This window comes from Pseudoalteromonas sp. SG43-3 (assembly GCF_014164385.1).
Lineage (GTDB): Bacteria > Pseudomonadota > Gammaproteobacteria > Enterobacterales > Alteromonadaceae > Pseudoalteromonas > Pseudoalteromonas distincta.
Map to the genome: position 1 here is coordinate 20,005 of NZ_JACJFC010000002.1, position 13,304 is coordinate 33,308.

12 protein-coding genes are annotated in these 13,304 nt (G+C 37.8%); 1 reads left to right on the forward strand and 11 read right to left on the reverse strand.

Annotated features, from left to right (window positions below):
* Positions 1-141: 141 nt before the first annotated feature.
* From H5157_RS01930 to H5157_RS01940, 3 genes are all read right to left on the reverse strand, one after another.
* The gene (locus tag H5157_RS01930) at positions 142-753 is read right to left on the reverse strand and encodes a nucleotidyltransferase family protein (RefSeq protein ID WP_182724011.1); all 612 of its coding nucleotides are present in this window, start codon (positions 751-753) and stop codon (positions 142-144) included.
* A complete protein-coding gene (locus tag H5157_RS01935; protein WP_182724012.1) occupies positions 747-1,775 on the reverse strand; it encodes an XdhC family protein in 1,029 nt (342 codons plus the stop codon). Before H5157_RS01935 ends, H5157_RS01930 begins: the two co-directional genes overlap by 7 nt.
* A gap of 84 nt (positions 1,776-1,859) precedes the next feature.
* Entirely contained in the window at positions 1,860-2,723 is an 864-nt protein-coding gene (locus H5157_RS01940; protein WP_182724013.1) for a DUF6279 family lipoprotein, read from the reverse strand.
* Positions 2,724-3,503: 780 nt separating this feature from the next.
* On the opposite strand from H5157_RS01940, the gene H5157_RS01945 reads away from it, so the two are divergent.
* On the forward strand, positions 3,504-4,229 hold the full coding sequence (locus H5157_RS01945; RefSeq protein WP_024595553.1) for a tetratricopeptide repeat protein: 726 nt from the start codon (positions 3,504-3,506) through the stop codon (positions 4,227-4,229).
* A gap of 136 nt (positions 4,230-4,365) precedes the next feature.
* On the opposite strand, the gene H5157_RS01950 is transcribed toward H5157_RS01945, so the two are convergent.
* The 8 genes from H5157_RS01950 to H5157_RS01985 all read right to left on the reverse strand — a co-directional run bounded on the left by H5157_RS01950 (position 4,366) and on the right by H5157_RS01985 (position 13,219).
* Positions 4,366-5,760, reverse strand: coding sequence for a coniferyl aldehyde dehydrogenase (locus H5157_RS01950; RefSeq protein ID WP_182716876.1), 1,395 nt, complete (start codon positions 5,758-5,760; stop codon positions 4,366-4,368).
* Positions 5,761-5,974: 214 nt separating this feature from the next.
* Positions 5,975-7,450: an SLC13 family permease gene (locus H5157_RS01955; RefSeq protein ID WP_182695174.1), complete on the reverse strand. Its 1,476-nt coding sequence runs from the start codon at positions 7,448-7,450 to the stop codon at positions 5,975-5,977.
* Positions 7,451-7,459: 9 nt separating this feature from the next.
* The gene (locus tag H5157_RS01960) at positions 7,460-8,416 is read right to left on the reverse strand and encodes a porin (protein WP_182693761.1); all 957 of its coding nucleotides are present in this window, start codon (positions 8,414-8,416) and stop codon (positions 7,460-7,462) included.
* Positions 8,417-8,592: 176 nt separating this feature from the next.
* Positions 8,593-9,957 (reverse strand): sigma-54 dependent transcriptional regulator, encoded by a 1,365-nt coding sequence (locus H5157_RS01965; RefSeq protein WP_002959078.1) that lies wholly within the window; start codon positions 9,955-9,957, stop codon positions 8,593-8,595.
* A complete protein-coding gene (locus H5157_RS01970) occupies positions 9,950-11,680 on the reverse strand; it encodes an ATP-binding protein (protein WP_182724015.1) in 1,731 nt (576 codons plus the stop codon). The genes H5157_RS01965 and H5157_RS01970 overlap by 8 nt, the downstream gene beginning before the upstream one ends.
* Before the next feature lie 190 nt (positions 11,681-11,870).
* Positions 11,871-12,134 (reverse strand): hypothetical protein, encoded by a 264-nt coding sequence (locus tag H5157_RS01975; protein ID WP_024595558.1) that lies wholly within the window; start codon positions 12,132-12,134, stop codon positions 11,871-11,873.
* Positions 12,135-12,295: 161 nt separating this feature from the next.
* Positions 12,296-12,547 carry a hypothetical protein gene (locus tag H5157_RS01980; RefSeq protein ID WP_024595559.1) on the reverse strand — a complete coding sequence of 84 codons (252 nt, stop codon included), beginning with the start codon at positions 12,545-12,547 and terminating at the stop codon, positions 12,296-12,298.
* Between the two features lie 303 nt (positions 12,548-12,850).
* On the reverse strand, positions 12,851-13,219 hold the full coding sequence (locus H5157_RS01985) for a response regulator (protein ID WP_182724016.1): 369 nt from the start codon (positions 13,217-13,219) through the stop codon (positions 12,851-12,853).
* Positions 13,220-13,304: the final 85 nt, after the last annotated feature.

Sequence of the window (13,304 nt, forward strand, 5' to 3'; positions counted from 1 at the left end):
CAATATTAGTTAATACGTTGGCTTTTACCGTTAAAATTGTTGTAACTACTCACTCTAAAAACATCATTTACTGTGTAATACCCATTGTACTCACAGCTAAATACTTTAAACATAATCGTAGTTACAACTGATATAATTCAATTACTTTTTGTGTACTTTTAATTCATGCTTCGCTATAAAATTACTCAGCTGCAGTTGCGTATCTATATCTACACTCGCACTACTTAAATTAATTGTATTGACGACTTCACTGCTGGAACGCAGTAATTGCTGTGCCCCCTTATCAGAAGTTAAGCTTGTAAGCTTTGATAAATCAACCGCTGGGAATATAGCGGGTACACCTAAACGCTCGCCATAGTTTGCACACCAGCGCGAGGATTCACGTGTGAAACCTGTAACTAATGCAGCTAGATCTTGCGTTTTAAGCTCAACCTGATCGGCAAGCATAAATAAAATTCCATTATAAGCATGGTGTTTAGATAGCGCTTGCGAAGCGACAGCAATTGAAACACCTAAGCCGTCATCCCATCGTTTGTTTTCAATAATATGTATATTTGAATGCCCGCTGAGTGCTTTTACTACCTCTGCGTGCCACTTTCCTGTAACTACATATACGGGTGAATCATCAAGCGCTTGCAGCACTTCAACCGCTCGCTCAATCATTGTTTGCCCTAAGCCCACATCGGCTATTAGCTTACAACCATCAAAACGAGATGATTGACCTGCTGCCAACACTACTTTTGCAATCAGCACGGCTCTTGCCCCCAATGGCTAAGTGATTGGGCATCTTTATCACACAGCACTGCATGTATTTCGCTGATCAGCGATAGTGCAATACTCTCTGGCGAGTCGCCCCCTAAATTTAAACCGACAGGCCCAAAAACAGGAGACTTAATTTGTGAAACACGCGTATTTGCGTGCTCTAAAACTTGTTCACGTCTGTGCTTAGGACCCAATAATCCTATATATTTAAACGGAACATCTTTAAATTGAGCCAACGTACTGGCGTCAAGTTCAACGCTGTGAGCCATTAAAATAGTCGCATCGACTTTATGAGTTATGCAATATTCTTTTAACTCACTCGGTGTGATGCGCAAAATAGCATCTGCATTTTTAAAATATTGTCTTTTTGCATTAGCCGCGCGTGTATCCCATACAGTTACACTCCAACCAAGTTGTTTGGCAAATGTATAAACCGGAACTGCATCTGCGCCGCCACCTACTATTAATAGATGGGGCGGTGGATAAATAGAGGTTTGCAAGCACGTAGCGCCTTGTAATTCTACCAATTGCGCTTTGCGGTTCATTGATAAACCATGCAACTCATCATTTTGCGTAAATACACCACTGCCGGCTGGCAAAATCGGGCTTACTTGTTGAAGGTATCGCCCTGGTTTATTCTCATTAAGTGCTTTAGATACAAGCTCTAACTGTAAATAGTCATTAGCTTTGTGAATGGGCTGCAGTAAAATATGTACTATGCCCCCACAACCAATGCCAAGTTGAAATGTAAAATCGTCTTCATCGGTGGCATCATAACTAATGGTTTTACTGCTTAAACTACTCATTACTTGTTTAGCATGGCGTTGTATGTCAGCTTCTAAACAGCCACCCGAAAGCATCCCCAAGCGCTCGCCTAGGCTCGAAATAAGCATCATAGCCCCTAGCTTTCTGTAACTAGAGCCTTCAATTTTGTACAAAGTAGCTAAAACCCATTCTTGGTTATCCCTGTTGGGATACCAAGTGTTTAAGATACTTTTCAAATCTGTAACCATATATTGCCCTTTAAAAAGCATTTTTGCGTTTAAAAACAAATCAGCCTAAACAGCTAATTTAAAACTTAATAATTCACGCACAATTTAATTTTCTATTATATCGTTTAAGGTCTCAATTAACTCATCAAATTGATCATTAACGCTTTGGCGTTGTTTATCATTTAAGGTTGAGTTTAATTCGTAGAGTAAATTTATATATAAATTTAAGTTTGCTTCATTGCTTTTCAATAGTGCGTCGCTCATATATAGTTCGCGCTCTTTAATAACTGTACTCAACTGATTTATAAATTCTTTTTTTGTTATTTCAGCATTTTTAAATACCTGTTTGGCTGCATTCAAACGGGTTTGCTTGTACTCTAACCACAACGCTCCTGAGTCTTGATGTTGCTCATTAGTTGATTTAATCAGCGCTTTTTGTTGTTTACTAAGTTTGCCTATCCACTGCTCGTAGTATTCAAATTGCTCTTCCAAACGCTCACTTTTTCGCTCAAGCGGGGTTTGTTCGTTAAACTCTTCACGTTCGTCGTTAATTTTTATCTGAATATTGTTTAAAAGCTCTTCTCTTTGCTCACTTGATAAGGTTGCCCCAAGCTCAGCTAAAGGCATGTGCGCGTATTCAAGTAGGTTCTGCCAATGCTTTTTAGCAAAAACCACCTGCTCTTTTAACTGATCAATGCTTAGTGTGGTGTTAAAAAGTGCCTTAATATTTTGAATGTCTTGTTTGTAGGCTGGTAGTTGCGTACTTCTATGCCACGCTTGGGTCGAGTTAATAATCTGTTTGAGCTGCTTATTTTGTGTTTTATTTAAATCAATATAATCATCTACCCAAAATGACGAAAGCCAGCTCAAGTTGTTATAAGTGAATGAGGCTGAACAGCTACACAAAAATACCATGCTGATAGCAAAGCATGCATTTATCACTTTTTTAGCTTTAAGATTATTAAGCATCACTTTCCTTATTTTAAATTTTATAATCATGAAAATCTTATTTGATAATAATTATCATTTAAATATTGACTTGCGCACTAATCTAACTAATAATCATTATCAGAAACAAAGTGTACCGACCTCAGTGCCTATGGAAGGATATTCAGCAAGGATGCTGACACATTAAAAGAAGAACGTGCCGCTTCGTGGTATTACTTACTCGACCCAAGTAATAACACCAAATATCAAATTTACTTGCTACATTGCTCATATTAGTGACGGTTAATATGACTCAAAAAAGCCCTAACGGGCTTTTTTTATATCTTTAAATTTTCTATAAAATCTGTATCTTACACTTCTTAAACTCATTTACTTACCTTGAAAGTCCACCGCGGTGTTATTTACATTTTATACGCACGATCTTATAAGGTACCGCATTGCGTTTACACTAAAGCTGGCGTAAAACATAACAGTAGACACCCTTTTTGCATCTATTTATAGTAACCGATTTAGTCTTTACATAAATGTATTGGGTATTAAACGTTTATAATGTGCAAATAGTGCAAAAATTTAATAAATTAGCATTTAACTATGGCCTGTTGACCTTTTAGGATTAAATCTGTTCTATCTAGGCGCTATTTAATCGCCGCGCGAAGTTTGTAACTTAGTAAGCTCATTAAAAAACCGAGCAACAAAGAGCAAACCGCCTCAAGGGCGAGCCTAAATAGCAGTGGATGTTTAATCTAAAAAATGTAGTGGCCCTAAAATCTATCGAAACTATTAATAATTGGAGGCATTAATATGTCACAGTTTAATTTAAAAGCACTCATTCTTGCTGGCGTTTTACTTGCTAGCCCTTTCGCTCATGCAACATTAGAAGATGGCATAAGAGCAGCTAACGAAGGTGAATTTGCAGTCGCCCTAAAAGAATTCCAATACCTAGCAGATAAAGGTTTTGCGCCAGGAATTTACGAACTAGCCAAATTATACGAAGGTGGATACGGTGTAACACGCGATTACCGCAAAGCTGCTGCACTTTATCAGCAAGGCGTTAAAAAGAACCATGCTGATTCGATGTTTGCTCTAGCTGTTTTATACGATGAAGGTAAAGGCGTAAAACTTGATCATCAAATGGCAGTTACCTTATTTGAAAAAGCAGCTAAGAAGAATTTACCTGCAGCTCAATTTAATTTGGGCGTAATGTACGCTAATGGCGTGGGTGTTACACGAGACTATGAAGCGGCACGTAACTGGTACGAAAAAGCAGCTGCAAACAATTACTCTTTAGCGCAATTTAATTTAGCCCTCATGTATTTTGAAGGACTAGGTATGCCAAAAGATCTTGAAAAGTCATATATTTGGAATACTATCGCTGAGTACAACGGTAATATGCAAGCGAGTCATAGCCGTAAACTTGATGAGCGTAAAATGCTGCCTAAAGAAATTGAAGCAGCTAAAGAAAAAGCCGATGCCATTTATGCAAAAATACAAGTGGGTACCTATGCTGGCGAAGGTCGCTTATTTTAAAGTCTTATTTTAGAGTTTAAGACCGTAGCTTTAAACTAATCTAAAAAAGGCTGAATTACATAATGTAATTCAGCCTTTTTAATATATCTTGATTAGCAAGTTAACACCTATTCAACTTTACCAAATCAGCACCCTATTATTTTATGTAAAGCCACTTTAGAAGCTTAATAATAAGTTTGCTTTGTTTTAGTAGCATAACAATGCGAGGATTAAACGAGCCCGATACTAACGTATTTTTAGCATGGCTAAACGTTAAAAAACCTTCTATACCATGATAATGCCCCATTCCTGAATGGCCTACACCACCAAAAGGAGCATCGTCAGCAGTTACTTGCACTAAGGTATCGTTTATTGCCACAGTGCCACTGATTGTTTGCTTCATAATGTATTCTTGAGCGTGCTTATCTTGGCCTAAAATATAAAGCGCTAATGGGTGGTGATGAGCTTTAATATAGTCAATTGCGCTGTCGAGCTTTTCATAACTCATTATTGGCAGTATTGGACCAAATAACTCATCTTGCATAAGCTGCATTTCGTCAGTTACTTGAGTCACTAAATGCAGCCCCATACGATGCTTTTCTTCGTCTTGCTGATTGTGTTCAAGTGGCTTAATAATGTTTGCACCCAGTTCTTGGGCTTGCTCTAAGTAGGTTGCCAAACGTTTATAATGCGCATCGCTAATGATAGAAGTTAAGTTTTTACCTTCAACACCGTCTTTAAAATGCTTTTTATACAACTCGCATAATTGCTGAATAAGCTGATGCTCAAGCTCTTTGGGTACAAATACGTAGTCGGGTGCAACGCATATTTGCCCTGCGTTGGCCATTTTACCAAACAGTAAGGCTTGTGCCGCTTTTTTAATATCGGCATTTTGCGTAATAATAACTGGCGATTTACCACCGAGTTCAAGCGTTACCGGCGTTAAATTACGACTAGCTGACGCCATTACTAATTTACCTACGTTCGTAGAACCCGTAAATAATAAATGAGCAAATGGCAGTGATGAAAACTGTGCTGCAACATCACTCGCCCCTAGTATTATTTTACAATGAGCTTGCAGATCATCTTTAAATATTTTTTCGATAACGGCGTTTGTATGAGGTGTGAATTCGCTTAATTTAAGCATCACTCTATTACCGGCAGCTATGGCGGTAAGCACAGGTACTAACGCTAACTGAATCGGGTAATTCCACGGTGCAATAATACCAACCACACCTTTGGGCTGATAATTAACACTTACTTTTGAAGGCCACAAGCTTAAACCCACAGAGCGATTACTTGGCTTTGCCCATTTTGGTAGCTTTTTGATAATGTGCGCGAGTGTTTGAACCGTAGGCAATATATCGCCAAGTAGAGTATCGAAAGCGGTTCTGTAACCAAAGTCTTTTGAAGCAGCATCCACTAGCTCTTGCTCAAGTTCAACAATACGTACACGGAGTTTTTTTAATAAAACGAGACGTTTATCAATTGGCAAGTAAGGCGTTTCGAGAAAGCTTTTTTGCAATTCATCAAACTGGGGAATTAAAGGCATTGCCTGTGATGTCTCAGTGCTCAAAATAGGTTACTCAATTTTTAAAGTTATTAACGACTATAACCTTGTTCTGTTTTTCGAGCAATAACACTAATTATCTAAAAAAGAGCTTCTTGAGTACTACAAATAAGTATAAAGAGTAGTTTTGTTTAAAACTGTAAATATAAACAAAGCTACTCTGGAATAGGTTGGTTGGAACTAATTTAGTTCAGCTTTAAAAGCCAAATACTTGGGCTGCAATAGTCATTGTAACCAGCGTAATTAATACAATAGCCACAATGTTTAGCACAAAACCCGCTCTTATCATGTCGCGCATTTGAATTTGCCCTGAGCCAAACACAATAGCATTTGGTGGTGTCGCTACCGGCATCATAAACGCACAACTACACGCTATAGCTGCAGGAATAACCCAAACCAATGGTGAACCTGTTATAGACTCTGCAACGGGCCCTAACAAAGGAAGAAAGCCAGCTGCAGTTGCTGTATTGCTTGTGATCTCAGTTAAAAACGTAATTAATGCCACAACAACAAGTACACTCATAACAAGTGGAATAGTGCTGGCGCCTTCAATTAGGTGAGCAATAAATTCAGCAAGCCCTGATGACTTAATTTGAGATGCAAGTGTAAGCCCGCCACCAAATAATAATAAAACGCCCCACGGCACTTTAGCTGCGCTTTCCCAATCAAGGATACGCTCATCTTTGCCTTTATTCGCTGGCATTACAAACAACAGCAATGCCGCTGCAATTGCAATAGTAGTATCTGAAATATTAAGACCTGTTATATCACCTAATAAAGGTCTAAATATCCAACACAGTGCTGCTAAAACAAACACAAATAACACGCCTTTTTCGGCGCGCTGCATTATACCTAGGCTTTTTAACTGCGTTGAAAACACCGCTTTTGTATCAATTTTTTGATCGTTTTTAATATTAGCATCTACTTTATACGCAAATTTAGTAAGCCAAACCCAGCTAATAATTAGCATGCCTAAAGACAGTGGTACGCCTACAATCATCCATTGCGCAAAGCCAATTTCTATTTGGTAACTATCTGACAAGTAAGCAGCCATTAAAGCATTAGGCGGAGTACCGATTAAGGTAGCAATACCACCAATACTTGCACCATAAGCGATTGATAACAGTAAAGCCTTACCAAAACCTTCATTACTCGGGTCTGATTGCTTAACTAAATTAGTAATTGAAAGCGCAATAGGCAGCATCATTACAGCTGTTGCGGTATTAGACATCCACATCGACAAAAATGCGGTTACCAGCATCATGGCTAAAATTTGCAAGCTTGGCTTTTTACCCGCATATAACATGGTGCTTAGCGCAATACGTTTATGTAACCCCCAACGCTCCATAGCAATAGAAATTAAAAAACCACCTAAAAATAAAAATATTAGCGGGTGCGCATACGGGGCAGCTACGCTTTTAATTGCTGCTATATCAGCAAGTGGTGATATTACCAGAGGGAGCAAAGCAGTTGCTGGAATTGGTACTACTTCGCTCACCCACCACGACGCCATCCAAAATGCTAAACCTGCGGTTTTAAATGCCGCTACAGACATACCCGTTGGTGGATCGAGTAAACATGTTAATAGCATTACTACAGGGCCTAGTATCAAAAAAAGCCATTGGAAATGTCTTTTCTTATCTGGTTTTTGCGTGAGTATATTATCTGTCATGGCAGGCCTCTAAAATTTGTATTTAAGACCAAGCGCAACACTGCTGTCGTCTTGTTCTTCTAAATTAAGGTCGGTGTATAAAAGGTAAGCAGTTGTTTGCTTATCAAATACATAGTCAAGGCCCGTAGTCCATTGCGTTGCCTCAGAAGTTTGACGAAGTAAAGAGTCATCTTTAGCAAACTGTAATTTAGGTACCCATTTATCAAGCGTATAGCTTGCACTTAACACATAACCGTTACCTGATTTTATACCATCTGTTGATTCAGAATGCTGATACAGTGCACCAAGCTGTAATTGTTCAAATTTATAGGCTGCTGCTATTCGGCTCGCATTAATATTATTAAGAGAATCAACATGGCTTAATGATAAGTAATATGAGGTGTTTTTTAAGCTTCGATCACCATAAATAAAGGTTGCTGCAAATCCAGCTTCGTTATCTTTGTTGTCGTCTTTTGGAGCATAAGTAAACGAAAATTGCGTATTATGCCAATACTTAGAAGTGTATGTTAGCGTATCACCAAGTCTATCTTGTCCTGCAATAACTTGAGCTATGTCACCTTGGGTTTCATTAAAGTTATCAACTTTGCCTTCAGAGTATTTAAAGCGAGTATCATTTCTTCCCACTACAAGCTCGCCAAATTGACCTTTTAAACCAAGGTATGTATTCCTTGCACTAAATGGCTCTTCGGTGTCATCTTGCTCAAAGCCTTTTACTTGCACTTCGTATTTAAAAACAACGTTTAAATATTCATTTAATTTGTGTTGCCCTTGAATACCTATACGCGAAAATGGCGCTTCAATCTGCGTGCCTTCTTCTGCGTAACGCATAATACCCGTATCTGTATTAGCAATTTGCACTTCGGCTTTACCATAAACATCATATTCAGTAGCGCAAGCCGTGTACGAGTAAAAAGCAAAGCTACTTATTGAGGTGAGTAAAATAGTAGAGTGTGTAAACTTTATCATTATGTGTCCTAATTATTAGAATCTACTTGTTGTCAGACCTAATAAGGCAACTTTACTGCCAATGGTAAAATACTATTACATTTCATAAGGTTAATGGGTATTGCGTATAAAAAAGAGAATAAATGTGCGGTTTCCCACACACCATAAAAACGAAGTTGTCACATAAACCACACAATTTAGTCAATAAACATATCACGGTTTAAATTGTATTTACTCATTTTATCGTAAAGGGTTTTACGAGCGATTTGCAGTGTATCCATCGTATTTTTAATACTGCCATGGTTACGCTCTAGGGCTTCTTCTATTAACGACTGCTCATAAAAAGCAACTTTTTCAGATAAGCTTAAATCGGGAGAAAGCTCACCTTTAGCCTGCGTTTTGCTAACACTAAAAGCAAGTTCTACTCCTAATAAAACCGCGCGCTCAGCTTGGTTTCTAAGCTCCCTTACATTACCAGGCCAGTCGTACGCTAAGAGTCGCTGTTGTATTTCGCTATTAAGAGGTGCTGGCGGCTTGTGATAGCGTGTTGCTGCAATAGAGCTAAAATGCTTAAACAGTAATACTATATCTGCTTTGCGAGCTCTAAGTGGTGGTATATCTACTTTTACCAAACTTAGTCGATAATATAAATCTGCTCTAAATTCACCTTTTTCAACTAATAAAAGCAAATCTACTTTAGTGGCTGCAACAATTCTTATATCTAATTCAATTGCTTTATTATCACCTACTGGAGTTACTTTTCGCTCCTCTAATACGCGTAATAATTTAACCTGCAACGACATTGGGGTACTTTCTATTTCATCTAAAAAAACAGTACCACCTTGTGCGAATTCAAACTTTCCCTTACGAGTGTGAGTTGCTCCGGTATAGGCACCGCTTGCAGCACCAAATAACTCACTTTCTATCAACTGCTCAGGCACCGCGCCGCAATTTATAGCCACAAAGTTACTTGCTGAGCGAATACTTTGATCGTGTAAGTAACGCGCTACAAGCTCTTTACCCGTGCCAGTTTCACCTTCAATCATTACATCAGCTGGGGTATCAATAACCGTATTGAGTAAATGCATCATATCTTGCATTTTAGGAGTATCACCCAGTATTCGTACACCCGGCGCTGAGGTTTTTTGTACAGCAAGTTTTAGTGCACGATTTTGAATCACTAAGCTACGCTTGTCGCATGCTCTTGCTATGCAATCAAGCAATGTTTCGTTTACTGGTTTTTCAAATAAGTCATACGCGCCTAATTGCATAGCTTTAACAGCAATAGTTACATCGGCGTACCCTGTTAAAAATATAACCGGCAGTTCACTATCAAATGCCGTGACTTGCTCAAGCAAAGTTAGCCCATCCATTGCAGGCATATTTATGTCACTCAGTACAACGCCCATAAAACGTCGATTAAGCTTTGTTAGAGCCGTACTTGCATCATTAAAGCACTCAACTGTATAGCCTTCGAGGGTAAGTAATTGTTTTAATGAATCTCTGATCATCGCTTCATCATCAACTACAATGATGTGCTTACACGGTGAGTTTTCAATCATCTGTTTTATCCTGCGTGCTTGATAGACTGATTATAAACTCAGCCCCGCCTTGCAGTCGATTGTGCGCACTTAAAGAGCCATTAAACGAGTCAATGATTTGTTTTGAAATAGATAATCCAAGGCCTAAGCCGTTACTTTCTTTAGTACTATAAAAAGGTTCGAAAATATTACCAAAAGCATGTTGCTCTATTCCAGGCCCTGTATCTAAAATTGAGAGTTTTACTCGATTATCAAAGCACTCAACATTAAAACTTAATTTACGTATTATTGCGCCATTCATAGCTTGGCTCGCGTTAGTTATTAAGTTAACCAACACTTGCTCAAATTTAAGTGAATCAACCCACACTATTAACCCACTATCTAAATTAGGCTGCTCTACGTGTACGTTATCTTGTTTTAGTTGTGAGCTGGCAATCATCAAGGCGTTATTTAATAAACCAGCTAACGGATAAGGTCTTAATTGAGTTTGTGATGGTTTGCTAAAATGTTTTAGCTGCCCCACTATTTTGTGTACGCGACCTACAAGCCCCTCAATCACAGTTATGCTTTCGCCAAGTGCGGTGTAATTTTGCTTAGCGAGTAAACGTTTGGCGCTTGCTAGGTAAGTATTCATAGCGCTAAGGGGCTGGTTTATTTCGTGATTAATACCTGCGCTTAACTGCCCAATTGTTGCAAGTTTTGCTGATTGAACTAATGCAACTTGCGTTTTCTCAAGCTCTTGTGTGCGCTCAATCACTTTTTGCTCAAGACTATGCCTAGAGTAAACGAGCTTTTTATAACCCGCAAAACGAGCAAGTAAACTATAACCAACAATCATAACTAAAGCATAAATACTAAATGCCCAAAACAAGCGTATTAATTGAGCTGAATTTACTTCTGTAATATCAACAAGTACGTTCATATGTGCACTAAAGTAACGCAATGGTTTTGTCGCACTCACATAAAGGTTTTTATTAATTCTGAAATGCGAAATACCCTGGCTCTTATATTGAAATTGCTTAATATATACAGGTTGATGATCTAAATAAGCACGGCGTAACTTTATATTACGTCGCTTTGTTATATCAAACTCACTGAAGCTATTTAAACGCCATGTTTGCATATCAGACATCGCAATTACATTATCACTAAGCTCTAAATAAAAATGGCTACCTTTAGATGTATTTAAAAGCTCTCTGTCGTTTTCAAATTTGCTTACATTCACTTTTAATACAACAACACCAACCGCTTTGTTGTCGTGATAAACAGCCTGCGAAAAATAAATGCCACGCTCTTTTGAACGCATACCTAGTGCAAAGTAGGCCACTTTTTCACCTGCAAATGCACGCTTAAAGTAAGGTCTAAAGGCAAAGTTACTGCCTAAAAATGTGTAGTCGGCTTGCCAGTTACTACTTGCCGTTACTGCGCCTTGGGCATTCAGTACAAATATATCTGATGCACCACTGGCTTGTTGTATATCAGCTAAGTAGTTATTTATAGCGTTGTAATGGGCTTGGTCGCCGTTTGCAAATTCAATCATTAACTGATTATAAGTAAGTAGCTGGGGAATAGCCGAAAAACGAGCGAGTTCAGTATCAATGTAATTATTTAATTGAGTAACCTGACGCTGCGCTTGAGCTGTTGCTTTTTCAATATCGTGAGCGCGGCCTACCCAAAATGTAACAACCAAAATTAATACTAATAATATACATACTGTAATTATTTTTTTAGAAAACGTAAACATGGCCTACCCGAGAAATAGCCTAAAAATTTAAGGTCGCTAGTGTAACGACTTATATGAGGTAGGGATATAAACTTTTTGTTAACAAATGAATTTAATTATACTTGTTAATTAAAGTTAGTCCTAAAAACAAAAAACACCGCAAACAGTTGTGCTTGCAGTGTTTAAGGTTTAGAACAAAATTAATACGTTATTAATTTGTAGCTAAAGCTGATCTGTTTTTTAGGTATTTGTATAAACCAATTAATGAAGCAGCTATCCAAAATATTTCTATCACAAAGCTCGCTAAATTAAAGTTATAGCAAAGGCTAATTAACAACAAAATCGCCCCTGTTAAATTCATCATATTATACGTTAGGCTAGATGGAGACGTTTTTCCTAGCTGCAGTAAGAAAAATGAACCAACTACTAAAAAAGTACCTGTCATACCTATGATGTCAAATAAGAGTGCTATCACGAAACTATCCTTTATCCATTTTTAAATAACCCAATAAACTGGCCCGATCCATGGGGAGGGTATTTTTTCATTCATTGAAACAGCAAACCGGGCGATTCTATCAATATGGTAAATTCTAACAAGGCCATATGTCCGTATGAAGAAGTTTTACTGTATCTGAATTATTTAAACGTTACTTTGCCACCAATTATTTTATAGGCAGGTGCACCACGAATAATCGCTTCTCGGGCAAAAGGCCGACTGCAGTTAGGACAAATACAGGGCTCTTGTGTAAAGTCTTGACTAATACGCTCTTTAAAACACTTAACTAATGCTCCTTTGCCTCCTTTTCGATATTTAAATAAGGAAGCTTTACAAGCAGAGCAAAAAATATCGACCGTTTTAGTTGGGCCTTTTTTATTAGGTTTTGCCATTAAGTCCTTCAGTACTATATAAAAAATTATTCTTTATGATACCAGTTTATAGTAATTCGTTTAATTAAGTGATCTATTTGAGGGTAGAAAAACGTGTTGATAGCTAGGCGAAAATTCGCTATTTAACTGTTCTAAATGAGAATTTTTTAACACAGGGAGCGACACATTTAGCCTCGCAAAATGATTAGGTATTATTGCTCATTTGTATTAAGTGGGTAAAGGTGACCACTGGGTTTTAAAATTTTTACGCGGTATGGATACTAAAGTGAGCTCATAATAATTTAATGATAATGAAAATATAACCTAATCTTTGAAAAAGAAGCGGTTTAATTGAGATGATAGTACATTCATATTAAAAGGTTTGATTATAAACCCCGATACTTTAGCTGCAATAACTTGCTTAACTTTATCTGTACTATCCTCACAGGTAACCATCAACACAGGAATATAGGCAAGGGCTCTGTCTTTTCGAATGTTTGTGAGTAAATCAACGCCATCCATTTTTGGCATATGAAGATCTGTAATAACCAAATCGAAATGCTGGTCACGTAATAAAGCCAAAGCTTGTAATCCATCTGTAGCTTCAACGATATTGCAATACTCCAACTTTCTTAGCATATTAATTAAAACATGACGCATGAGTGGCATATCATCAACTACTAATATTTTCATTAATACCGCTACCAAATCATGTAAATACGATTATATAAACCTACTCTACTCTCAGGTAAGAATCAAACCGGGCATTAACGGCTAC